General features: G+C 66.7%; 18 protein-coding genes and 1 pseudogene. 10 read left to right on the top strand and 9 right to left on the bottom strand.

Going from position 1 to position 22,464, the window contains the following annotated elements:
* Nucleotides 1–270: 270 nt before the first annotated feature.
* Both gcvT and gcvH read left to right on the top strand, forming a co-directional pair.
* Nucleotides 271–1,383: pseudogene (gene gcvT / locus ACVOK1_RS16080) on the top strand (glycine cleavage system aminomethyltransferase GcvT).
* A 94-nt stretch (nt 1,384–1,477) separates the two neighbouring features.
* Nucleotides 1,478–1,873, top strand: coding sequence for a glycine cleavage system protein GcvH (gene gcvH / locus ACVOK1_RS16085; RefSeq protein ID WP_108769674.1), 396 nt, complete (start codon nt 1,478–1,480; stop codon nt 1,871–1,873).
* Between the two features lie 324 nt (nt 1,874–2,197).
* Here gcvH and ACVOK1_RS16090 read toward each other — a convergent pair whose 3' ends face one another.
* On the bottom strand, nt 2,198–2,536 hold the full coding sequence (locus ACVOK1_RS16090; RefSeq protein ID WP_481562656.1) for a hypothetical protein: 339 nt from the start codon (nt 2,534–2,536) through the stop codon (nt 2,198–2,200).
* A gap of 111 nt (nt 2,537–2,647) precedes the next feature.
* On the opposite strand from ACVOK1_RS16090, the gene ACVOK1_RS16095 reads away from it, so the two are divergent.
* A complete protein-coding gene (locus tag ACVOK1_RS16095; RefSeq protein ID WP_481562657.1) occupies nt 2,648–3,166 on the top strand; it encodes a hypothetical protein in 519 nt (172 codons plus the stop codon).
* A gap of 83 nt (nt 3,167–3,249) precedes the next feature.
* On the opposite strand, the gene ACVOK1_RS16100 is transcribed toward ACVOK1_RS16095, so the two are convergent.
* Nucleotides 3,250–4,143, bottom strand: coding sequence for a LysR family transcriptional regulator (locus tag ACVOK1_RS16100; protein ID WP_200752816.1), 894 nt, complete (start codon nt 4,141–4,143; stop codon nt 3,250–3,252).
* A 114-nt stretch (nt 4,144–4,257) separates the two neighbouring features.
* Between ACVOK1_RS16100 and ACVOK1_RS16105 the strand changes: the two genes are divergently transcribed.
* The gene (locus ACVOK1_RS16105) at nt 4,258–5,016 is read left to right on the top strand and encodes an SDR family oxidoreductase (RefSeq protein WP_481562658.1); all 759 of its coding nucleotides are present in this window, start codon (nt 4,258–4,260) and stop codon (nt 5,014–5,016) included.
* A gap of 116 nt (nt 5,017–5,132) precedes the next feature.
* On the opposite strand, the gene ACVOK1_RS16110 is transcribed toward ACVOK1_RS16105, so the two are convergent.
* A complete protein-coding gene (locus tag ACVOK1_RS16110; protein ID WP_481562659.1) occupies nt 5,133–6,533 on the bottom strand; it encodes a serine hydrolase domain-containing protein in 1,401 nt (466 codons plus the stop codon).
* 285 nt (nt 6,534–6,818) lie between these two features.
* Between ACVOK1_RS16110 and ACVOK1_RS16115 the strand changes: the two genes are divergently transcribed.
* Entirely contained in the window at nt 6,819–8,147 is a 1,329-nt protein-coding gene (locus ACVOK1_RS16115) for an NTP/NDP exchange transporter (protein ID WP_481562660.1), read from the top strand.
* 78 nt (nt 8,148–8,225) lie between these two features.
* On the top strand, nt 8,226–8,582 hold the full coding sequence (locus ACVOK1_RS16120; RefSeq protein ID WP_108753874.1) for a DUF1304 domain-containing protein: 357 nt from the start codon (nt 8,226–8,228) through the stop codon (nt 8,580–8,582).
* Between the two features lie 140 nt (nt 8,583–8,722).
* On the opposite strand, the gene ACVOK1_RS16125 is transcribed toward ACVOK1_RS16120, so the two are convergent.
* On the bottom strand, nt 8,723–11,200 hold the full coding sequence (locus ACVOK1_RS16125) for an acyl-CoA dehydrogenase (RefSeq protein WP_406235112.1): 2,478 nt from the start codon (nt 11,198–11,200) through the stop codon (nt 8,723–8,725).
* Complete coding sequence (locus ACVOK1_RS16130) at nt 11,197–12,114, bottom strand: alpha/beta fold hydrolase (protein ID WP_200752811.1); 918 nt, start codon at nt 12,112–12,114, stop codon at nt 11,197–11,199. Before ACVOK1_RS16130 ends, ACVOK1_RS16125 begins: the two co-directional genes overlap by 4 nt.
* Before the next feature lie 142 nt (nt 12,115–12,256).
* Between ACVOK1_RS16130 and ACVOK1_RS16135 the strand changes: the two genes are divergently transcribed.
* The gene (locus ACVOK1_RS16135; RefSeq protein WP_079222832.1) at nt 12,257–12,859 is read left to right on the top strand and encodes a TetR/AcrR family transcriptional regulator; all 603 of its coding nucleotides are present in this window, start codon (nt 12,257–12,259) and stop codon (nt 12,857–12,859) included.
* A 69-nt stretch (nt 12,860–12,928) separates the two neighbouring features.
* Here the strand turns inward: ACVOK1_RS16135 and ACVOK1_RS16140 are convergent, their stop codons facing one another.
* The 4 genes from ACVOK1_RS16140 to hslO form a co-directional block, all read right to left on the bottom strand.
* On the bottom strand, nt 12,929–14,224 hold the full coding sequence (locus ACVOK1_RS16140; protein WP_481562661.1) for an aspartyl/asparaginyl beta-hydroxylase domain-containing protein: 1,296 nt from the start codon (nt 14,222–14,224) through the stop codon (nt 12,929–12,931).
* Nucleotides 14,225–14,310: 86 nt separating this feature from the next.
* Nucleotides 14,311–17,202, bottom strand: a complete 2,892-nt coding sequence (locus ACVOK1_RS16145; RefSeq protein WP_481562662.1) for a TonB-dependent receptor plug domain-containing protein — start codon at nt 17,200–17,202, stop codon at nt 14,311–14,313.
* 398 nt (nt 17,203–17,600) lie between these two features.
* A complete protein-coding gene (locus ACVOK1_RS16150) occupies nt 17,601–18,458 on the bottom strand; it encodes an XOO1806 family protein (protein WP_108769666.1) in 858 nt (285 codons plus the stop codon).
* 119 nt (nt 18,459–18,577) lie between these two features.
* Nucleotides 18,578–19,471 (bottom strand): Hsp33 family molecular chaperone HslO, encoded by an 894-nt coding sequence (gene hslO, locus ACVOK1_RS16155; protein WP_108769665.1) that lies wholly within the window; start codon nt 19,469–19,471, stop codon nt 18,578–18,580.
* Between the two features lie 77 nt (nt 19,472–19,548).
* On the opposite strand from hslO, the gene mtgA reads away from it, so the two are divergent.
* From mtgA to ACVOK1_RS16170, 3 genes are all read left to right on the top strand, one after another.
* Nucleotides 19,549–20,304 carry a monofunctional biosynthetic peptidoglycan transglycosylase gene (gene mtgA / locus ACVOK1_RS16160; protein WP_108769664.1) on the top strand — a complete coding sequence of 252 codons (756 nt, stop codon included), beginning with the start codon at nt 19,549–19,551 and terminating at the stop codon, nt 20,302–20,304.
* A gap of 570 nt (nt 20,305–20,874) precedes the next feature.
* The gene (locus ACVOK1_RS16165) at nt 20,875–21,894 is read left to right on the top strand and encodes a glycosyltransferase family 2 protein (RefSeq protein ID WP_164074099.1); all 1,020 of its coding nucleotides are present in this window, start codon (nt 20,875–20,877) and stop codon (nt 21,892–21,894) included.
* On the top strand, nt 21,854–22,285 hold the full coding sequence (locus ACVOK1_RS16170; protein WP_108769662.1) for a CBS domain-containing protein: 432 nt from the start codon (nt 21,854–21,856) through the stop codon (nt 22,283–22,285). Before ACVOK1_RS16165 ends, ACVOK1_RS16170 begins: the two co-directional genes overlap by 41 nt.
* Nucleotides 22,286–22,464: the final 179 nt, after the last annotated feature.

Raw genomic sequence — 22,464 nt, forward strand, 5'->3', positions numbered from 1 at the left:
ATGCGTCAACTATTATCCGGGTTGCCTAATACCTGCCACCCACCCGCCCCCAATTGACGGGTTTACGGCGTGTCCTGCCAGCCCACACCGCCCCGCCCAACCCGAAACAACCCAGAGCCTGAGTGCTCTGGCTCTGCGCTCTGGCTTGTAGAAAGCGCTGCCGGCCGCAGGCCGGCTACAACCCAACAACCCCCGCTGCGCTGCGGCACGCCTGCCGCCGACCGATCTGGGATAATGGACGCTCTTGTTTATCCTGCTGCCGGACCGGTCATGACCCAGAAGACGCTGCTCAACGATACCCACCGCGCCCTCGGCGCCAAGATGGTCGATTTCGGGGGTTGGGACATGCCCATCCACTACGGCTCGCAGCTGGACGAACACCACCTGGTGCGCCGCGAAGCCGGCGTCTTCGACGTCAGCCACATGACCGTGGTCGACCTGCGCGGCGAGCAGGTCAAGCCGTTCCTGCGCCGCCTGCTGGCCAACTCCGTCGACAAGCTGAAGGTGCCGGGCAAGGCACTGTACTCGTGCATGCTGAATCCGGCCGGCGGCGTCATCGACGACCTGATCGTCTACTACCTGGCCGACGATTTCTTCCGCATGGTCGTCAACGCCTCCACCCGTGAGAAGGACCTGGCCTGGCTGCGCGAACAGGCGGCACCGTTCGGCGTCAGCGTCGAGCAGCGCCCGGACCTGGCCATCCTCGCCGTGCAGGGGCCGCAGGCACGCGACAGCGTGGTCGGCCTGGTCGGCGGCAGCGACCGTGACGCGCTGGCCAAGCTCGGCCGCTTCGCTGCCCTGCAGGTCAAGGCGGACGACGGTGTTGAACTGTTCGTCGCCCGCACCGGCTACACCGGCGAAGACGGCTTCGAGATCCTGCTGCCGCAGGACGCCGTGGTCGCCTTCTGGAACCGCCTGCTGGCGGCAGGCGTGAAGCCGGCCGGCCTCGGCGCGCGCGACACCCTGCGCCTGGAAGCCGGCATGAATCTGTACGGCCAGGACATGGACGAAGCGATCAGCCCGTACGAAGCGGCGCTGGCCTGGACCGTGTCGCTGGACGAAGGTCGCGACTTCATCGGTCGCGACGTGCTGGAGGCGCAGAAGGCCGCCGGCAACGCGCGCCAGATGATCGGCCTGGTGATGGACGAGAAGGGCGTGCTGCGCCACGGCCAGGCGGTGACCACTGCCGGCGGCCAGGGCGAAATCCTGTCCGGCACCTTCTCGCCGAGCCTGGCCAAGGGCATCGCGTTCGCCCGCGTGCCGGCGGGCTAACTCGGCCAGGTCACCGTCGATATCCGCGGCCGGCAGGTGCCGGTGCGCGTGGTCAAGTTCCCGTTCGTCCGCGAAGGCCAGGCCCAGCCCGGCGTGCTCGCCGACGCCTGATCCGAACGTGCCGGCCGTCACTGACAGCAGTGGCGGTCGGTTGGTTACACTAGCCCCGTTTTTTCCACCCCCTGCAAAACCTGGAGCAGTTCCCATGAGCGAGATCCCCGGCGACCTCAAGTTCCTCAAGTCCCACGAGTGGGCCCGCGTCGAAGGCAATGGCCGCGTCACCGTCGGTATTTCCGACCATGCCCAGGGCCTGCTGGGTGACCTGGTCTACGTCGAGCTGCCCGAAGTCGGCGCCGAGGCCAAGGCGGGCGAGCAGATCGCCGTCGTCGAGTCGGTCAAGGCCGCCTCGGACGTCTACAGCCCGGTCAGCGGCACGATCGTCGAGGTCAACTCGGCGCTGTCGGACAAGCCGGAAACCATCAACGAAGATGCCTACGGCGAAGGCTGGATGTACGTGGTCGAGCTGACCAACGCCGACGAGCTCAACGAGCTGCTGGATCCGGACGCGTACGCCGAAGCCCTGGAAAACGAAGACCACTGAGTCCTCGCTTCCTGCTTCCAGAACGGCCACCTTCGGGTGGCCGTTTTCGTTCCAGCCTCCGTCGTCGACTCATGCCATCGGGTTCGCGGCACACCTTCGGCGTGGCATCAGGCGGCATCGAACGGCGCGATCAGGCGTGCGCAGTTTTGCGCAAATCCGCGTTTCCGTCCCGCGTTTGCGTGTTCGGATGTGAAAACTTTTACCCCCCGTTGCAGACCCGTTGTGGTGCGGCGGGCGCGCGCGTTGGCGTGTGCCGGACGACGTGGTGCATGGCCCGGCATCTGTTGTCACCCATCAACGCAGAGTGCTTATTTCAGGCGTTTTTTATTCAGCAGGTGCGATCACGTGTTGCTGCGCGTGACGTTGCCGGTGCGCGATGCAGGGCCGGGAAGGTGCCGCGTGGTGGCGGTGTCGGCGGCGTTCGGATGGACGCGGATGTGAAATTTTTTCGCGGGGGTTGTTGACAGTAAAAAAAACCGTGATTAGGTTTCGCCTCAGCAGACCTTGCCTGCCAAACCGAGTGCGCCGAATCAATCGTCCGATGCGAAGCAGCCCCTTCAAGACCACCGCGATCCTGCCGACGGTGGACATGGCCCCGCTTCCCCCGGAGAAATGCAAGGCATCTTCCGTTCCGATGCCCGCTCCGCCGATCGAGGCGGGCATTGCCGCATCCGTAACGGCGCGCCTGACGCGCCGGCGGTCCCCGCACGCAGCAACCGCGGGTTTGATCCACCTGGGCGTTTCAACTCCCTATCACTGACGAGGAGCCATCCCATGGCAACCAAGAAAGCTGCGAAGAAAAAGCCCGCCGCCAAGAAAGCGGTGAAGAAGGTCGCTAAGAAGGCCGCTGCCAAGAAGGCAGTGAAGAAGGTCGCGAAGAAGGCGACCGCCAAGAAGGCCGTGAAGAAGGTCGCCAAGAAGACCACTGCGAAGAAGGCAGTGAAGAAGGCGGCGAAGAAGGTCGCCAAGAAGCCGGCAAAGAAGACCGCGAAGAAGGCCGTCAAGAAGGTCGCCAAGAAGGCTACTGCCAAGAAGGCAGTGAAGAAGGCGGCGAAGAAGGTCGCCAAGAAGCCAGCAAAGAAGTCCGCGAAGAAGGCCGTAAAGAAGGTCGCCAAGAAGGCAGTGAAGAAGACTGCCAAGAAGGCGACTGCGAAGAAGGCCACTGCGAAGAAGGCCACCAAGAAGGCTGCCCCGAAGAAGGCTGCCAAGAAGGTTGCCAAGCGCAAGCCGGCCGCCCGCAAGAAGAAGGCCGCTCCGGTCGCTCTGCCGGCAACCCCGGCGCCGCTGATCTAAGTATTTCCCGATAGCCGTACCCTGAAACCCCCTTCCCTGGCTGCCCAGCGGGGAGGGGGTTTTTTTATGGGCGACCGTCGACGCTACCCGTGCGGTACCGGTGGGAACCGCTCCACCAGGAAATCCAGGAAGCTGCGCAGGCGGGTGGAGCGGTAGCGATCGTGCGCGTACACCACGTGCATCGGCCGACCGGCCTGGCCGTGCTGCGGGAACAGCTGCACCAGCCGCCCGGCGGCCACGTCCGCGGCCAGCAGCAGGGTCGACTGCAGCACGATGCCCAGCCCATGCAGCGCCGCCGCACGCAGCGCTTCGCCGTTGTTGATCTGCAGGCGCGCAGCGGCGATACGCTCGAGATCGCCAGCCTCGTCCTGCAGCCACTGCGCCAACGCGCGGGGTTCGAACGAGAGGCACTGGTGCGACGCCAGTTCGGCGAGCGTGCGCGGCGTGCCGTGGCGGGCGAGGTAGGACGGCGCGGCACACATCATCAACCGGTAGGGCGTCAGTGGGCGTGCCACCAACGCATCGCTGTCGGCCAGGGTGCCGATGCGCAGCGCGGCTTCGAAACCTTCCTCGGCCAGGTCGACCACGCGGTCGCTCAGGCTCGCCTCCACCCGCACCTGCGGATGGCGCTGCATGTACTCGGCCAGGGCAGGCACCAGCGCATGCGTGCCGAAGATCACCGGTGCGCTGATGCGCAGCGTGCCGGCCGGCGCCATCTGCTGGTGGGCGGCCTGCGCATCGGTCTCTTCCACCAGCCGCAGGATGTCCCGGCAGCGGGCGTAGTAGTCCTCGCCGAACGGCGTCATGTGCTGGCGGCGCGTGGTGCGGCTCAGCAGCTGCATGCCCAGGCGCGCTTCCAGTGCACGCAGGTGCTTGCCGGCCATCGTCGCCGAGATGTCCATCGCCGCGGCCGCAGCGCTGAGGCTGCCCTTGTCCACGATCAGCACGTAGACCTGCATGCTCTCCAGCAGGTTCATCTGACACTCCGGGTTCTGAATGCTGAAACCTGCGCGGAGTTTATCAATCAGGGGTGATCAAAGAGCATGCGCTGCACGGGCCGGATGTACCGGCCACGCATGACGGAGAACACCATGGATCTGAGTCTTGAAGGACGTACCGCACTGGTGACCGGCGCGGGCAGCGGCATCGGCGCGGCGGTTGCGCGGCAGCTGGCGGCGCTCGGCGTACGCATTGCGATCAACGCGCGACGGCTGGAGCCGCTGCAGTCGCTGGCAGCGGAGATCGCAGCCAGCGGTGCAGCCGCGCCGCTGATCCTGCCGGGTGACCTCACCGACGCCGCGCAGCTGGCGCGTATCGCCGCCGGGGCGCAGGACGCGCTGCAGCGCGTGGACATCCTGGTCAATGCCGCGGGTGGCTCGCGGCCGACCTCTGTCGACGCTGCTGATGACGTATGGGACGAAGCGATGGCGCTGAACTTCTCCGCGTCGCGACGGCTGACCCAGGCGCTGTTGCCCGGCATGCAGGCGCAGGGCTGGGGGCGGGTGATCAACTTCAGCGGTTCGATGGAGCCGCGTGCGGTGAATGCCGCCACGGCGGCGAAGGCCGCGCTGCACCTGTGGAGCAAGGGCCTGTCATCGGAGGTGGCGGCGCAGGGCGTGACGGTCAACACGATCGCGCCGGGCCGGATCAACAGCGCGCAGATCCTCGGCCGGCTGCATCCCACCGAGGAAAGCCGACGCGCGTTCATCGAGCGCAACATTCCGATCGGGCGCTTCGGCGAACCGGAGGAGGTCGCACCGCTGGTGGCGTTCCTGGCGTCGCCGCTGGCCGGCTATATCACCGGCGCGGTGATCCCGGTGGATGGCGGCATGCACTACTTCGCGCACTGAGCCTGCGTCTGCTTCACCGCCGTGGGTAGAGTCGACTGCCAGTCGACTGCTTTTCGATCCGGCCCCGCGGAGTCGACTGACCGTCGCCTCTTCCGATCACCGGCAGGCTGCCGCGCTCAGCGCGGCGAGGCCACCGCGCGGTTGCCCGAGGCGCCCTTGCCCTTGCGCTTGTCCTGCTGCGCCGGGGTCGCGCCTTCGGCCATCAGGCTGTCGCTGCCGAAATCGGTGTCCACGTCCAGCCAGCGCTGCGCCGGCAGGCCCAGCGCCGAATCGAGCACGGTCGGCAGCAGGCCGCTGGGCAGGCCGCTTTCGCCGTTCCACAGGATGGCGATGCCGAGGTCACGTTCGGGCACCAGTGCGACCAGGCCGCGGTAACCCTGCACCGCACCGGCATGGAAGACCACGTCGTGGCCGGCGTAATCGAACGTGCGCCAGCCCAGCGCGTAGCCGGCCGAGTGCAGGCGCTCACGGCGCCAGCCCGAGCGCATCTCGCCCGGGGTGTTGATCAGGCTCGAATGCAGGGTGGCCAGCAGCGGCGCCGGCAGCACGTCGGGACGATGCCCGGTGTGGGCCAGCAGCCACTGCGCCATGTCGCTGGCACTGGCGTTGACGCCGGCGGCCGGGGCGACACGGTAGTAGGTCGGCTTCGGCATCAGCGACACCCAGCCGTTGCGGCTGCGCACGTGCGGACGCGCCCAGCGCGAGCTGGCCTGGATGCCGGCCAGGCCGAGGCTGGCATCGTTCATGCCCAGCGGCTTGAAGATGCGGCGCTCGACCGATTGTTCGTAGAAGCTGCCCGAGGCGGCATAGACCACGTCGCCGATCAGGCTGAAGGCCACGTTCTGGTAGGCGTAGCAGTCGCCCGGCAGGCACTTGAGGCTGGTGTTGGCCAGCTTCTGGGTCAGCGAGTAGTACTCGGCATTGCCTTCGATGTCGCGATCGTAGGCGTTGTAGGGCAGGCCGACGCGGTGGCTGAGCACATCGGCCACGGTCAGGCGGTCGGTGGCTTCGGGCGAGTTGAGGCGGAAGCCCGGCACGTAGTCGGTCACCTTGCTGTCCCAGCGCAGCGTGCCGTCGTTGACCAGCAGGCCGGCCATGGTGCCGGCAAAGGCCTTGGACAGCGACGCCAGGCGGAACACGGTGTGCGCGTCGACCGGCAGCGGGTTGTTGACGTCGGTGACGCCGTAGCCGCGCGCGCTGAGCACGCGGCCGCCCTGCACGATGGCCACGGCCATGCCCGGCACGCGCTCGCCATAGGTGAGCTGCTGCGCCATCGATTCGATATGGGCGACGTTGAAGCCGGCGGCAGGCAGCTGCACCTGCGGCACCAGGCCGGTGCGGTAGGCCGCCGGCTGGGTGTGGGCGATGCCCGGACCCGCGGCGGTTTCGATGTTGGTCGGCATCGGCGGCAGGGCCGGCGGTGTCTGCGCGGTGGTGGACAAGGCCACGGGCATCAACATGCCCAGCAAACCGGTGGTCGCCGCCCGGACCGGGCGACGCAGGTTGTTCATTTTCATCGGTTGGACCCGTGCGCGACTGCTGTCTGTGATTCTAGCGCCGCTTTTCGCCTGTGCACAAACAAAGCGAAGATGAATGCGCATCTGATTGAAAAAGTTGGATTTTTGACGCCCGGCGAGGGGGGTCTGGACGGGCCCGCAGACGCCCTCCACATGAGCCCGCCTGGCGGCATCGCGCACGGTCTGCTGGCGATGTTGCAGTGCATTGTCTAACGTACGCGCTTCACTGCCCCCGGAGCTTGCCATGCCGCCATCCAACTGCCGCGTCCCGGCCGGGGCCACCGCGTGAGCGCGGCCACTGGCAAGGGGCCGCTGCGCGGGCTTGTGGCGGCGTTGCGCGAATCGCCGGCGCTGTGGTGGTCGTTCCTGTATTTCTTCTGCCTGCTCAGCGGCTACTACGTGCTGCGCCCGGTGCGCGAGGCGATGGCCGCCTCGTCCGATCTGGAGACGGTGTTCCCGCCGCTGCTGATCGGCTGGTTCGCCAGCCACGGCATCGCCCTGAAGGACTTCGTCCTGCAGTTCCTGTTCACCTGCGTGTTCCTGATCATGCTGGTGCTGCAGCCGGTCTATGGCTGGCTGGTCAGCCGCTTCCCGCGGCGGGTGTTCCTGCCGGTGGTGTATGGCTTCTTCATCGCCACCCTGCTGGTGTTCTACGTGCTGTTCGACAGCGGCGTGCCGGGGCGGGGCATGGCCTTCTTCCTCTGGGTGATGGTCTTCAACCTGTTCGCGGTGGCTGTGTTCTGGAGCTTCATGGCCGATGTCTTCAGCAACGTGCAGGCACGCGCGTACTACGGCTACATCGGCGCGGCCGGCACGGTCGGTGCCTTCCTCGGCCCGGTCCTCACCAGCGCGCTGGTGCAGCGCGTGGGCATCGCCAACCTGATGCTGGTCTCGGCCGGCTTCCTGGTGGTCTGCCTGTTCTGCATCTGGCGGCTGCGGCACTGGGCGGTGCTGCGCGAGCGCGAGCAGCAGCTGGTGTCCGGCGAGAATCCGATGGGCGGCAGCGTGCTCGACGGCCTCAAGCTGATCGTGCGCGAGCCGCTGCTGCGCTGGCTGGCGATCCTGGTGGTGTTCGGCGTGGGCGTGGGCACGATGCTGTACAACCAGCAGGCCAGCATCGTGCGGGCGGCCTTCAGCGACCCGGCGGCCAGCACGGCGTTCTTCTCGCGCATCGACCTGGCGGTGAACGCGCTGACCCTGCTGCTGCAGCTCAGCCTGACCCGCTGGCTGCTGTCGCGCCACGGCATCGCGCCGGCGCTGCTGATACCGGCCTTCGCCATCCTGCTCGGCTTCTCGGTGCTGGCCGCCTCGCCGCTGCCGATGATGGTGGCGGTGGTGCAGGTGCTGACCCGGGCCAGCGAGTTCTCGCTGTTCAAGCCGGCCCGCGAGACCATCTACACCCGCGTGGACCGCCAGTGGCGCTACAAGGCCGGCGCGGCCATCGACACCGTGGTCTACCGCGGCGCCGACCTGAGCTTCACCTGGGTGCACAAGGGGCTGTCGCTGTTCGGCTCGCATGTGGTGTTCGCCGGCGGCATGCTGGTGGCCGCGTGCATGACGCTGGCCGCGTTCGGCGTGCTGCGCGAAGAGAAGAAGCTGCCGCGCGACCGCTGAGCTGCGCGGGGTCGGATCCCTCTCCCACGGTGAGGGCTCTGACCCCATCACTCCATCAACCTACCCAAGGAACCCTGCATGTACTGGATCGCACTCGCCCTGACCCTGCTGGTCGCACTGCTGCACGTCTACTTCCTGGTGCTGGAGATGTTCCTGTGGACCCGCCCGCTGGGCCTGAAGACGTTCCGCAACACGCCGGAGAAGGCCGAGATCACCCGCGTGCTGGCGGCCAACCAGGGCCTGTACAACGGCTTCCTCGCTGCGGGCCTGTTCTGGGGCCTGTTCGACCACCTGCCGATGCTGGTGAACTTCTCGCTGGGCTGCGTGATCGTGGCCGGCTGCTACGGCGCGTGGAGCGTCAACAAGCGGATCTTCTTCATCCAGGCGGTACCGGCCGTGCTGGCGGCGGTGGCGTGGTGGTTCGTGCCGGCGTGATTGCCCGTTGGCGCTGCGCGCATCCACCCATGGGGTGGCTCTACTGCGGTGGTAGTGCCACGCCATGCGTGGCTCCGCACCATGCAAACAAAAACGGCGGGCCGAGGCCCGCCGTTTCCGTGTGCGCTTGACGCAGGCGATCACGCTGCCTGCGAATGCGGGTCCTTGTGCTGGCGGTCGTAGTAGCTGGCCGCGCGCAGTTCGTGGGTGTCGAAGTCGTCCACGGTGATGGTGTCCAGGGTCAGCGTGCGCAGTTCTTCCAGCAGGCTGCGCTCGTCCTGGGTGATCACGCCCTCTGCCACGGCCTCGTCCAGCTGCGCCTTGAAGTCCAGCGCCTCGATGCCCTTGCTCTTCAGCGCCTTCAGGAACTTGCGCTCCACCGGCTCGGCCATGATCGCCTTGCTCAGGTAGCTGTTGATGCGGCCACCCGGGTTGTTCTCGCACGGGGTCAGGAACACGCCGCTGGCCAGGCGGTCACGGGCTTCGTTCGGGGCCATCAGCAGGGCAGCGACGCGACGGCTCAGGCGGTCGCCCGGGGCTTCGGCACGACGGCCCAGCGGGAAGATCAGCGCCCACATCAGCCAGCCGATCGGACGGATCGGGAAGTTGCGCAGGGCCGCCGACAGCGACTCTTCGATCTTGTGCACGCTGTCATGGAAGGCCCACGCCAGCAGCGGCTGGTCGGCCTGCGGCGCGCCTTCGTCGTGGTAGCGCTTGAGCATGGCGCTGGTCATGTAGACATGGCTCAGCACGTCGCCCAGGCGGCCGGACAGCGATTCCTTGAACTTCAGCTTGCCGCCGAGGGTCATCATCGAGATGTCGGCCATCAGCGCCAGGTTGGCCGAGTAGCGGTCGAGCTTGCGGAAGTAGCGGCGGGTGTAGGCGTCGCCCGGGGCGGCACCGAAGCGTGCACCGGTCAGGCCGAACCAGAACGAACGCACGGCATTGGAGATGCCGAAGCGGATGTGGCCGAACAGGCTGCGGTCGAAGTCCTGCAGGCCGGCACGGGTGTCGGGATCCTGCGCGGCCTTCATTTCCTTCAGCACCCACGGGTGGCAGAGGATCGCACCCTGGCCGAAGATCAGCAGGCTGCGGGTCATGATGTTGGCGCCTTCCACGGTGATCGCGATCGGCGCGGCCTGCCAGCTGCGGCCGGCGAAGTTGCGCGGCCCGAGGATGATGCCCTTGCCGCCGATGACGTCCATCATGTCCGAGATCACTTCACGGCTCATGCTGGTGCAGTGGTACTTGGCGATGGCCGACGGCACCGACGGCACGTCGCCACGGTCGACCGCAGCGGCGGTGGCCTGCGACAGCGCGCTGATCTTGTAGGCCTTGCCGCCGATGCGGGCCAGCGCTTCTTCCACGCCCTCGAAGCGGCCGACCGACAGGCCGAACTGCTTGCGGATGCGTGCGTAGGCACCGGTGACTGCTGCGCCGGCCTTGGCACCGCCACTGGCGGTGGAGGGCAGGGTGATCGAGCGGCCCACGGCCAGGCACTCGTTGAGCATGTTCCAGCCCTTGCCGGCCATCGCAGCGCCACCGATCAGCTGGGTCAGCGGGATGAACACATCCTTGCCCTTGATCGGACCGTTCTGGAAGGTCGAGTTCAGCGGGAAGTGGCGACGGCCGATCTCCACGCCGGCGGTATCGCGCGGCAGCAGGCCCAGGGTGATGCCGATGTCGCGGGTCTCACCGATCAGGCCATCCGGGTCGTACATGCGGAAGGCCAGGCCGATCAGCGAGGCGACCGGGGCCAGGGTGATGTAGCGCTTGTCGAAGGTCAGCTTGACGCCGAGCACCTGCTCGCCGTTCCACTCGCCCTTGCAGACGACGCCGTAATCGGGAATCGAGGTGGCGTCGGAACCGGCGAACGGACCGGTCAGGCCGAAGCAGGGCACTTCGCGGCCATCGGCCAGGCGCGGCAGGTACTGGTCCTTCTGTTCCTGGGTGCCGTAATGCACCAGCAGCTCACCCGGGCCCAGCGAGTTCGGCACGCCGACGGTGGAGCTGACCACCGACGACACCGAGGCCAGCTTCTGGATGACCTTGTGGTGGGCCAGCGCAGAGAAGCCGAGGCCGCCGTATTCCTTCGGGATGATCATGCCGAAGAACTTGTTCTTCTTGATGAAGGCCCACAGCTCCGGCGGCAGGTCGGCATGGACGTGGGTGATTTCCCAGTCGTTGACCATCGTGCACAGCTCTTCGACCGGGCCATCGAGGAAGGCCTGTTCTTCAGCGGTCAGCTGCGGCTTGGGGTAGTTCAGCAGGATGTTCCAGTCCGGGTCGCCGGTGAACAGCTCGCCTTCGAAACCGACCGAGCCGGTTTCCAGCGCGATGCGTTCGGTCTGCGACAGCGGCGGCAGCACCTTGCGGAACACCTTCATCATCGGGCCGGTCAGCAGCGGCTTGCGGATGAACGGCAGCAGCAGCGGCACGGCGATCACCGCCAGCACGGCGGCAGCAACGATCGTGGCGGTCTGGTTGACGTACGGCACGAACCAGCAGACGGCCAGCAGGGCCAGGCTGATCAGCGTCCAGGTCAGCAGGCGCATGCGGTGGTAGGCGACGAACGCGCCTGCCAGCAGCAGGGCGAGGAAGGGAAGAACGATGCTCATGAGCGTGCTCCGGTGACGTGCTCGTTTGTGGCGGACGAAGCTGCAGCATCCGCTGCGGGCAACACGTCCAGATAGTCCAACACAGTAGCGGTAAAGGCGTCGTTGTCATCACCGGCGACCATGTGCGTGGCCTGCGGCAACTGTACGTGGCGCGCGTGCGGCGCCAATGCCAGGAATTCGGCGACGGTCTGCGGCGTGACCAGGTCGCTGCGGCCGCCACTGACCAGCAGCAGCGGGCACTTCACCTGGCGCGCGGCCTCGGCCAGTGCATCCTGGTGCTGTTCGCTGTCGCGCGCCAGTTCGGCCACCAGGCGCGGGTCCCAGTGCCAGCGCCAGCGGCCATGGCCATCCTCGCGCAGCAGCGCACGCAGCGACTGCTCGGATTTGCGCGGGCGGTGCGGCAGGTAGGCGGAGATCACGTCCGCGGCCTGGGCCAGCGAGGCGAAGCCATCGGGATGGGCGGTCATGAAGGCGAGGATGCGCTCGACGCCGGCGGTGTCCCAGCGCGGGGTGATGTCGACCAGCACCATCGCCGAGAACAGGCCCGGCCAGCGCGATTCGGCGAGCAGGCCGAACAGCCCGCCCATCGAGGCGGCAACCAGCACCGGCGGGCGCGGCTGCTCGCCGGCCAGCACGATCAGGTCATCGGCGAACTGTTCGCCGTGGTAGGGCAGGTCGGCGGCGTTCCAGTCCGAATCGCCGTGGCCGCGCGCATCGTAGGCCAGCGTCTGCAGGCCGGCGGCAGACAGCGCCCGTGCGGTGGCATTCCACGCATGCCGGGTCTGGCCGAAGCCATGGGCGAACAGCACGCGGCCGCGGCGACCGTGGTCGCTGGCCGTGGCCGCCAGATGGGCGCCATGGGCCGCCTCCAGACGCAGGTCGTGGAACGCGGCGGGAGTAGGGGACGTAACCATACTCGCTAGTATGGATGGCTGGTGACGGAAGTCAATACCATGCAGTATGGTGCGCTGCGGAAGGCGCCATCGCCCGCCCCGCGACGGTTTCGGCCGCAACGGCGTACTGCAACGAACCCCGCCGTATGGTTAAATCTCCCCCATGAATCAACCTGACGCTTCTGCCGGCGAACCGCGTGCCGGCCGCAACAGCCGCCTCAGTGCCGAAGACTGGGCACAGGCGGCCCTCGATCTGATCGCTGAACAAGGTGTGGGCGCCGTCGCGGTGGAGCCGCTGGCGCGCCGTCTTGGCGTGACCAAGGGCAGCTTCTACTGGCATTTCCCTTCGCGCGATGCACTGCTGCAGGCCGCGCTGGAACGCTGGGAACTGTTCGAACAGGAGCAGGTCTTCGGCAGCCTCGAAGACGTGCCCGATCCGCGTGCGCGCCTGCGCCAGCTTTTCCAGATGGTTGCGCACGAAGTGCAGCCGCACATCATCTACAGCGAGCTGCTGAAGGCGCTGGACCACCCGATGGTGCGGCCGGTGATCGACCGGGTCTCGCAGCGGCGCCTGGATTACCTGGTGGCCTCGTTCCGCCAGGCCGGGCTCAGTTCGACCGATGCACGCCATCGCGCCCGGCTGGCCTACGCGGCCTATGTCGGCTTCCTGCAGCTGTCGCTGCAGCTGCAGCAGCCGAAGCAGGCACGCGAGGATTTCGAAGCCTACGTCGAGCACCTGATCGAGACGCTGATCCCGAACGGGTAACCGCAACCGCGCTTCGCGCGCGGTGAGCCGGCAATCGGGTCGGCTCCACGAGTGGAGCCGCCCCTGGATTCAGCCGGCCAGGATGTCTTCGCCGTTCAACTCGGCGATGCCGCGCACCAGCGCATCGATGGCATCGCGCTCGGCCTCATCCAGGCCGGGGTTCCACACGTCGAACAGCAGCACGACGCGGGTTGATTGGCTGCGGTTCCAGGCTTCGTGTTCCCAGGTGTCGTCAAAGCTCACGCACCGCCCTTCCTGCCAGGCGTGTTCTTCACCGGCCACGCGCAGGGCGCAGTGCTCCGGCACGATCAGGGGCAGGTGGGTGACGATGCGGCTGTTGGTGACCCCGGTATGTGGCAGGATGTGCGAGCCGGGGCCAAGCACCGAGTACAGGGTTTCCGGTGCATGGCCTTCGATGCGTACCAGCGGCACCTGCTCCAGCGCGGCCGCGGTGCGCGGGCAGCGCTGTGCGTTTTCGCTGAAGACCTTGCCGTGGCGATGGAAGAAGAATCCATCCCAGCGCGGCTGTTCGCCCTCGCCACCGAGATAGCTGCCACCGCGCCCGGCACTGGGTTCGCCAAGGAAGGGGGCCAGCAACTGGCGTTCTTCCAACACCGAAAGCAGTTCCCCGCGCAGCAGCGGGGTGGCGTCCTGCAGCGTCTCGTACCAGGGGAACAGTGCAGGGTCGAAATAGCGCGGCGAAGGCAGGCCGGGGATGTACAGGAAGGTGGGCCGCTGTTGGGGACCGGCGGTGGCCAGGCGTAGTTCGCCCAGGTAGCCGGCAACGGCCTGTTCAATGCGTTGCAGCACGCTGCGTCCATGGCGCTGCTGCAGCGGTGCCAGCACCTGCTGCAGGGTATGGCGGCGGCCGTCACGCAGGCTGCGCATGGCATGTTCGACCAGGCGGCGCAGGCCGGGCGGGGTGGTCTGCGCGCTGGTCCAGTGGCCCTGTCGCTGTGCCTGGCTGACCGCCTGGTAGAAGTGGGTGAGGGCAGCGGCGTGGGCACCGCTCTGCTGCAGGCTCAGCGCCAGGTACAGGCGGGCAACGAAGAAGCCCGGGTCCTGCGCCAGCAGCGGTTGCAGGTGGGCCAAAGCAGCCTGCCATTGGCCTTGTTCGACCAGGCTCACCGCCAGATTCTTCAGCGTGCCGGCATCATCGGGTGCTGCTGCCAGGGCGCGCTGCAGCAGCCGCTCGGCAGCCGCGTGCTCGCCGCGGGTGCTGTGGCAGCGGGCAATGAAGTTCAACGCCTGCACATCCTCTGGCGCGTGCAGCAGCAGCTCACGGAAGCTCTGTTCGGCCGCCGTGGTGTCGCCGTTGCGGGCATGGGCCAGGGCGCGTTCGGTCAGCACGGCAACATCGGACATGGCAGGACTCCGGGTTGGAAGATCAGAAAAGGCAATGGCCCCGTTGCCGGGGCCATTGCTCGGGTCATGCTGGGCCCAGTCTTCTATCAGAAGCGCTGGGTGTAACGCATGTAGTAGAAGCCACCCGGGGTGTCGTACGAGTAGTCGTACGTGTTCGCGAAGGCGCGGCCGGCCAGCGGCGGATCGTTCTGGAACAGGTTCTGCGCACCGATGGCCACCGTAGCGTTCCACGGCAGGTTGTAGCGGGCTTCAGCGTCGTGGTAGACGACCGATTCGATGTGGTTACGCGGATCGCGCACGCCACCCTCACCCAGCTTGTTCGGGTCCGAGCACAGGCCGGCGGCCAGGAATGCTGCGGTCGTGCCCTTGCAGTCTTCCGACAGCGAGGAACGGTAACGCATGGTCCAGGTCAGGCCGAAATCGCCGTAGGTCCAGTCGGTGGTCAGGTTCGAGCTCAGACGCCAGCCGGGGGTGTCCTGATAGTAGCGACCCACGGCGTTGTCCCAGGCCTCGTCCTTGTTGGCGCGCGACTTGTCGGTGGCCACGTAGGCGCTGTCCCAGTTGAACGAGAAGCTGCCCCAACGGGTATCCGGCAGGCGGTAACGGATGCTCAGGTCGTAGCCTTCCACTTCACGTTCTGCCAGGTTGCGCGGCAGCAGGAACATGTTGGTGATGCGGCCGGCGGCGTCGCGGACGAAGTAATCAGCCGAGCAGTAGCTGCGGTCGCCATTGGGCGCGACGTAGCACTGGTCCAGGATGAAGTCCGAGGTCGGGGTGCTGATCGCGTTCTCGATGGAGATCTTGTACCAGTCCAGCGAGATGTCGAAGCCCTGCACGAAGCTCGGGCTGTAGACGAAGCCCAGGGTGTAGTTGGTCGCCGTCTCCGGACCCAGGTTTGCGTTGCCGCCCAGGGTGAACGGGAAGATGGTCTGACCGCCGTAGCCCAGGCCAGCGTTGGTCTGCTGCAGGTAGGTCGGCGAAACGCCAGCTGCCACGCAGCGGGCCTGCACTTCTGCGCTGTAGCCGCTCCAGTCGGAGGAGCAGGGATCGCCGAAGTTGATGTAGCTGTCGCTGGCGCCGCGGTACAGGTTGGTGATCGACGGCGCACGGAAGCCTTCGGACCAGTTACCACGCACCATCAGGTCGTTGATCGGCTTCCACTTGAAGCCGAACTTGCTGTTGGTGGTCTGGCCGAAGTTGTCGTAATCGGAGAAGCGCGTTGCGGCGCTGAACTCCAGCAGCTGGGCACCCGGCAGGTCGGACAGCAGCGGCAGTGCCACTTCCAGGTAGGCATCGTTGAGCGAGTATGCGCCGGAGGTAGCCTTGCGTGCATTACCCGAGGTGTAGCCGGCAGCGACCAGTGCGTCCGGGTCGTCGTAGCCGCTTTCCTTGCGGTTTTCAAAGCCCAGCGCGAAGCCGGCCATGCCGCCCGGCAGCTGGAACAGGTCACCGGCCAGGTTGGCGGTGAAGCTCTTGCTCAGGTTCTGGTACTGGTCATGTGCGGTGAACATCACATAGTCCAGCTGCTCCTGGTTGATCGAACCGGGGCTGCTCAGCGGGTTGAGCGGCACGCAGCCTGCGATGACCGCACCCGGCGCGCCGCACTTGATCACGCCGTCGGTGTCCATGAAGGACGGACCGGTGGCCTGGTTCAGGTTGAGCGTGTTCAGATCGCCGCGCATGCGATCGTTCTGGTCGGTACGGCTGTAGCGGTAACCGGCATCCCAGTTGAACGAACGGTCGCCGAAGTTGAACACACCTTCGAAGCCGCCGTAGAAGTGGAAGGTCTTCACGTCCTGGTTGTAGACGCGCGGCTGCTCGACGAAGCGACGGCCGTAATCCAGGTCACGCGCATCGGCGGTGCCCTTGTACGGGTTGAAGTAGCTGTCCTTGTCCAGGCCACGGGTGCCGGCCAGGTAGAAACCTTCGGTCACCGGGAAGCCGGCCAGCAGCTGCTCCGATTCACGCTGGTTGTACAGCGTTTCGGCGCGGGCGGTGACCGAGTCGGTGATGTCGAAGGCACCCTGCACGAACACCGAGCGGCGCTCCGACGGGGTCAGCAGGTAGTTGTCCGCAGCGTAGTTGTAACCATCGCCGGCGGTGGTGTACGGGTGGTAGTCGGCGAGGTTGCGCGAGTCGCCACCATTGTTGATGACACTCTGGCTGACGTCGTCCAGCGCGGCGAAGAAATCGTCGTCACTGGCGAACTGGTCACGCCAGATCGGGTTGCCGGCAGCATCGAGCGTCTGCCAGATCACGCCGGAGGACGACACCGAACTGCGCTCGGTCAGGCCGAAGGTCGGGTTGCGCGAGATGGCGCGGTCGCGCGCCATGACCGGCTTGTCCTTGCTGTAGGACGCGCTGAACAGGATGTTCGAGCGATCGGTGTTGGCACCGATGGTGAAGTCGTACGAGGTGCGCTGTCCGTCACCTTCGCCCATCTGGCCGACATAGACGCGTGCTTCTGCGCCGTCGTAGTCCTTGCGGGTGATCAGGTTGACCACGCCGCCGATGGCGTCGGAGCCGTAGATCGAGGAGGCGCCATCCTTCAGCACTTCCACGCGCTCGACCGCGGCCACCGGAATGGTGTTCAGGTCGACGGTGGAGTCCAGGGCGGTCACCCAGCGGCGGCCGTTGACCAGCACCAGGGTGCGCGACGCACCGAGGCCACGCAGGTTGACGCCGGAGGAGCCATCGCCGCCGTTGTTGACCTGGGCATTCATCGAGAAGCCGTTGTTGGCGCTGATGTTCTGCAGCAACTGGCCGACCGAGGTGACACCGGAGTGTTCGATGGTGGCGCGGGTGATGACCAGCACCGGCTGCTGGGTTTCGGTATCCACCGAGCGGATACGCGAACCGGTGACTTCGATACGGTCGAGGTTGGTGGCGTCCTGCGCCTGGGCGCTGGTTGCCATGGCGGCGCCGGCCACCAGCGCGACGATGATGCCGTCGCGCAGCTTGTTGGACTTCAGGTTCATTGGCTCTCTCTCTCTCCAAGGGATCTTGGCTGGGTGTGTGCCTGCGTGCGGTGCGGAAAATGCCGCTCCAAAAACGAAGGCTGACCCGATAGTAACTGCCGTAAGCAAAGAATTAAAGCTGTGTTAACAATCCATGTGCTTGCCGTATTTGAGCCATAAAAACCATGTGAAACAATTGCTTGCGCGCCTGTTTTTCAAAGTGTGTCGAAACCCGCAGGAAAGTAATCACGCGTTTTTCCGGACTTTGTTTGCCTTATCTGGTGGCTTCGCTTGATATGCAATCGGTTTCAACGTGTCCGGGGCGGCGGCGCTTGACGTATGAAAAAAGCGCCCATGGGGCGCTTTCGGGTCAGCTGGCGGTGGGGTGCAGCAGGCGCCTGTGCGCTGTGCAGCCGGTCTTACAGATCCTGCTCGTAGCGGACGTACGGCACGGTGCCGTCGTCGTTGCTTTCGTTGCGCGGGGAGAACGGATTCTTGCCGCGGCTGATCACGTTCTCGGCGCCGACGGTCAACTGGCCCGACCACGGGGTACGCCAGGTGAGGCCGATGCCCAGGCCTTCCCACTTTCCCGGCTTGCCGGGAACGTCGACCACGCGGCCGATGATGCTGCCGGTGAAATTGCCGTAGCCGGCACCCAGGCTCAGGCTCTTGCTGTCCCAGCGGTCGACCAGGGCCGGCGATGCATCGGAGATCGGCACCAGGCGCGCCTTGGCGTAGGTGCCGGCGATGGACACGAAGCCTTCGCGGCCGATGTTGCGCTGGGCGAACACGGTCAGGTCGTTCTGTTCGCCGCGCAGGGCCGGGGTCTTGTTCGGCGAGGCGAGCCAGGCCGGCAGGGTCTCGCGGCTGGTACCGGCGGTGATGCCCAGGCGGTTGTTGCCGCGGTTGAGTGCGGCGGTACCGGTCAGGCGGCGGTTGTTGGCACCGATGGCGTCATCGTCATCGCCGAGGCTGGCCAGCATGCAGTGGCTGGCCAACCCGCTGATGCTGCTGCCGCTGCTGTTGCTGCACAGCAGGCCCAGCGAATCGCCGGAGGACAGGCCGAAGGCCGCGTCCAGCGAGTTGCGGCCGAAGTGCCAACGGGCACCGGCAGCCTGTTCGCCGGTCGGTTCCAGGTACAGCAGGGCCTCGACCTTGCCGCTGCCCTTGTTCCAGACCGGCAGCACGGTGCGGGTGTCCTTGCTCTGCGCATGCGCGCCCGTGATCGCGCCAAGGGCGATCAGCAGGGCCAGCGGTAGACGCAGGAAAGTACGCATCGGACCAGTTCAGACAGGGGCGGACAACGGAAGTTCCCGCTGGGGCGGGAACTCGATCCTAGGATGTTTATGAAATCTTAACAAGCCTTGATCCTCCTCAGAACACAAGACCTGCTCATTCATTGAAGTCGTTCAGGTGCCGGTACAGTCCCCTCGGCACCGTGGAACAGTATGCCGAACTCCGTCAACGGAAAGTGATACTCCCGTCCGCAGAATTCGCAGCGGACTTCCACCGCGCCGGTGTCTTCGGCGGCCGCGCGGGCTTCTTCCTCGCCCAGGGAGACCAGCATCGAGGCCACCCGCTCGTGCGAGCAGGAGCAGCCGAAGGCCAGCGGCTTGCTGCCCATCAGTTCCGGCTTTTCCTCATGGAACAGGCGGTGCAGCATCTGCTCGGCCGGGGTGGCCAGCAGTTCGGCCTTGCCCAGCGTGTCGAACAGGGCGCTGGCGCGGGCCCAGCCGTCGTCGTCGCCCTCGTCGCCGGGCAGCTTCTGCAGCAGCAGGCCCACGGCGCCGTTGCGGTCAGCGGCCAGCAGCAGGCGGGTCGGCAGCTGTTCGGACTGGCGGAAGTAGTCCTCGAAGGCCTCATCCAGCGCCGGCGCGGTCAGGCCGACCAGGCTCTGGTAGCGCTGCGGTTCGCGCGGGTCCAGGCCGGGGTTCTCGATGGTGATCGCCAGCAGCGCGTCGCTGCCCAGGCTGGACAGGTCGCGCGGCGCGTCGGCGCCGTCGGCCAGCTGGGCGATGCCGCGCAGGGTGCCGGCGGCGGTGCACTCGGCGAACAGGGTGCGCAGGCCGGTGTTGCTGCGCAGCTGGATGGACAGGCGGCCGTCCACCTTGGTGTGGCCGGTGAACAGGGCCGAGGCCACGCAGGCCTCGCCGAGCAGTTCGGCGGCGTTGTCCGGGTACACGGCATGGGACAGGATTTCCTGCCAGGTGGCCTGCAGTTGCACGTGCACGCCACGGACGCCGGCGTCGGGCAGCAGGAAGCGGATCAGGGAATCGGTTTGGGCGGTCATCGGCTCACATCGCGCGTAAACAGGGGCGGTTGCCGGATAATGCGCCGACAACCAGGCATGAGAAGGATGCACCAGTAATGGGGGCAGGGGGAGAGCAGGACAAGGTGGAGGCCGTGCAGGCCGTGGCGACCACGCCGGCCCGCCGACGCTGGCGCTGGAAGCGGCTGCTGTGGCTGCCGGTACTGTTCGTGGGCTTCAGCTGCCTGCAGGTACTGGTGCTGCGCTTCATCGACCCGCCGCTGTCCACGGTGATGCTGTGGCGCTACGGCGAGGCACTGGGCGAGGGCGACTGGTCCTACCGCCTGCATTACCAGTGGCGCGACCTGGACCAGATGGCGCCGAGCCTGCCGATTTCGCTGGTGGCGGCCGAGGACCAGCGCTTCCCGGAGCACAACGGGTTCGACCTGCAGGCCATCGAAAAGGCGCGTGACCACAACGCCAAGGGCGGGCGCCTGCGCGGGGCCAGCACGATCAGCCAGCAGGTGGCCAAGAACCTGTTCCTCTGGCAGGGCCGCAGCTGGATCCGCAAGGGTCTGGAGGTCTGGTACACGGTGCTGATCGAGGCGTTCTGGCCGAAGGAACGCATCCTGGAGATGTACGCCAACATCGCCGAGTTCGGTGATGGCGTGTACGGCGCGCAGGCGGCGGCGCAGAAATTCTGGGGCAAGGACGCGGCGCGGCTGGCACCGGGTGAAAGCGCCCGGTTGGCGGCGGTGCTGCCGGCGCCGCGGCGGTACAACGCGGCCAAGCCGGGGCCGTACGTGCAGCGGCGGGCGACGTGGATACAGCGGCAGGCCCGGCAGCTGGGCGGGGCGGGGTATCTGGAGGAGTAACGGTTGATCGTTTCGCGGCGCCTCGTTTTTCCGTGCGTGGAGCCGGAGCAAGGCGACAGGCAGGACACGCCGTAAACCCATCCATGGGGGCTCGGTCGGCGCATCCATGCGCCTCACGGTCCTGCCTGCCGCCTTGCTCCGGCTCCGGACAGTTTCCCGCGCGCGCGGAACGAGAGCGGGAATTCAAAAGAAAGAGGCAAAAAGCAGAATCAAAAGCTGTGCCAACCAAGGTTGGCATCTACCAGAAGCGGATGATCGGCAGTCAAACGCACCGCGCTCGCGGGAATGTGTCCAGAGGCGGAGGGCATGGCCGTGCAGGACCGTAGGCGCCAAGGGCCCGAGGCATGCCTCGGGCGGGTTGGGCAGGACGCCCAACCCCGGCCTTGCCGAGTGCGCAGGACAGCGCACTCGAGCAAGGCGCCTACGAGCTACATGGACGTATTTACCGCGTGTCCTGCACGGCCATGCCCTCCGCCTCACGCACGTATCAGGAAGGCGCTGCTCCTGCCGTTGCCGTTGCTTCAGGCGGGCCGGCGGGCTGCGAGCCCGCCAGCGACGTACAATCCAGGCATGAGCCGCCAACGCCTGACCTTCGTCATCGCCGCCCATAACGAGGAACTGGCGCTGCCCCAGCTGCACCCGCGCCTGTGCGCGGTGCTCGACGCGCTGGACGATGTCGACGGCCACATCCTGTATGTCGATGACGGCAGCACCGACGCCACCTGGGCGGTGATCGAACACCTCGCCCATCCCGACCCGCGTGTCTCGGCCCTGCGGCTGTCGCGCAACTTCGGCAAGGAGGCCGCGTTGACCGCCGGCCTGGACCAGGTGCGCGAAGGCGCTGCGATGATCCTCGATGCCGATGGCCAGGATCCGCCGGAACTGGTGCCGACCTTCGTCGCGCACTGGAAAGAGGGCTATGACAACGTCTACGGCACGCGCAAGGTGCGCGACGGCGAAAGCTGGAGCAAGCGGGCCACGGCGGCCATGTTCTACCGCGTGATCGGCCGCCTGTCGCGCACGCCGATTCCCGCCGACACCGGCGATTTCCGCCTGCTGTCGCCGCGGGCGCTGAGTGCGCTGCGCGAGATGCGCGAGCGCCACCGCTTCATGAAAGGCCTTTTCAGCTGGGTCGGCTTCCGCCGTGTGGCCGTGCCCTACCACCGCCATGCGCGGCTGGCCGGCAACAGCAAGTTCAGCTTCTGGAACCTGTGGAACTTCGCACTGGAAGGCATCACCGGGTTCTCGACCGTGCCGCTGCGGGCGGCCACCTACCTGGGCCTGGTGACCGCCGCGGCGGCGTTCGTGTTCGGCGTCTGGGTGATCATCAAGGCGGCGATGTATGGCGACCGGGTGGCGGGCTGGCCGACGATGATGGCGGTGATCCTGTTCCTGGGCGGCGTGCAGCTCATCGCGCTGGGGCTGATCGGCGAGTACCTGGGCCGCCTGTACGAGGAGTCCAAGCAGCGGCCGCTGTACCTGGTTGACGCGTGGCTAGCACCTTCCGTGGCAGACTCGGCCCTGCAACCCACCCTGGGAGGGCAGGCAGATGACGTCGGTACGGCAACTGTTGGACGGCAAGTCCCCTGAAGTACACGCGGTCGCGCCCGGCGCGGCGGTGATCGATGCGATCCGGCTGATGGCCCAGAAGGGCATCGGCGCGGTGCTGGTGATGGAGGGGCCGCGACTGGTCGGCATCCTGTCCGAGCGCGATTACGCGCGCAAGATCGTGCTGCACGATCGTTCCTCGCGCGATACGGCGGTGTCCGAGATCATGACGGCGAAGGTGGTGACGGTGTCGCCGGGTGAGCAGGTGGAACATTGCCTGCAGCTGGTGACCGACTACCGCATCCGCCACCTGCCGGTGGTGGAAAGCGGGTCGGTGCTGGGGGTGATCTCCATCGGCGACCTGGTGAAGGCGGTGATCGACGCGCAGCGGCGGGAGTTGGATCAGCTGCAGCAGTACATCGTGGCCGGGTGAATTTTTCGCTGGCGGGCTTGCAGCCCGCCGGCCCGCTAAAGGCAACGGCCAGATCGAGAGCAACTGCAGCGCCTTCCTGATGCGTGGGGAGGCGGAGGGCATGGCCGTGCAGGACACGCGGTAAATACGTCCATGTAGCTCGTAGGCGCCTTGCTCGAGTGCGCTGTCCTGCGCACTCG

This window comes from Stenotrophomonas sp. STEN087 (assembly GCF_056759115.1).

Coding starts and splice junctions, on each gene's coding strand:
- ACVOK1_RS16125 (WP_406235112.1), bottom strand. CDS start 11,200: ATGAGCATCGTTCTTCCCTTCCTCGCCCTGCTGCTGGCAGGCGCGTTC.
- ACVOK1_RS16105 (WP_481562658.1), top strand. CDS start 4,258: ATGGATCTGAGTCTTGAAGGACGTACCGCACTGGTGACCGGCGCGGGC.
- ACVOK1_RS16140 (WP_481562661.1), bottom strand. CDS start 14,224: ATGTCCGATGTTGCCGTGCTGACCGAACGCGCCCTGGCCCATGCCCGC.
- gcvH (WP_108769674.1), top strand. CDS start 1,478: ATGAGCGAGATCCCCGGCGACCTCAAGTTCCTCAAGTCCCACGAGTGG.
- ACVOK1_RS16100 (WP_200752816.1), bottom strand. CDS start 4,143: ATGAACCTGCTGGAGAGCATGCAGGTCTACGTGCTGATCGTGGACAAG.
- hslO (WP_108769665.1), bottom strand. CDS start 19,471: ATGACCGCCCAAACCGATTCCCTGATCCGCTTCCTGCTGCCCGACGCC.
- ACVOK1_RS16135 (WP_079222832.1), top strand. CDS start 12,257: ATGAATCAACCTGACGCTTCTGCCGGCGAACCGCGTGCCGGCCGCAAC.
- mtgA (WP_108769664.1), top strand. CDS start 19,549: ATGGGGGCAGGGGGAGAGCAGGACAAGGTGGAGGCCGTGCAGGCCGTG.
- ACVOK1_RS16170 (WP_108769662.1), top strand. CDS start 21,854: ATGACGTCGGTACGGCAACTGTTGGACGGCAAGTCCCCTGAAGTACAC.
- ACVOK1_RS16110 (WP_481562659.1), bottom strand. CDS start 6,533: ATGAAAATGAACAACCTGCGTCGCCCGGTCCGGGCGGCGACCACCGGT.
- ACVOK1_RS16095 (WP_481562657.1), top strand. CDS start 2,648: ATGGCAACCAAGAAAGCTGCGAAGAAAAAGCCCGCCGCCAAGAAAGCG.
- ACVOK1_RS16150 (WP_108769666.1), bottom strand. CDS start 18,458: ATGCGTACTTTCCTGCGTCTACCGCTGGCCCTGCTGATCGCCCTTGGC.
- ACVOK1_RS16090 (WP_481562656.1), bottom strand. CDS start 2,536: ATGCCCGCCTCGATCGGCGGAGCGGGCATCGGAACGGAAGATGCCTTG.
- ACVOK1_RS16120 (WP_108753874.1), top strand. CDS start 8,226: ATGTACTGGATCGCACTCGCCCTGACCCTGCTGGTCGCACTGCTGCAC.
- ACVOK1_RS16130 (WP_200752811.1), bottom strand. CDS start 12,114: ATGGTTACGTCCCCTACTCCCGCCGCGTTCCACGACCTGCGTCTGGAG.
- ACVOK1_RS16165 (WP_164074099.1), top strand. CDS start 20,875: ATGAGCCGCCAACGCCTGACCTTCGTCATCGCCGCCCATAACGAGGAA.
- ACVOK1_RS16145 (WP_481562662.1), bottom strand. CDS start 17,202: ATGAACCTGAAGTCCAACAAGCTGCGCGACGGCATCATCGTCGCGCTG.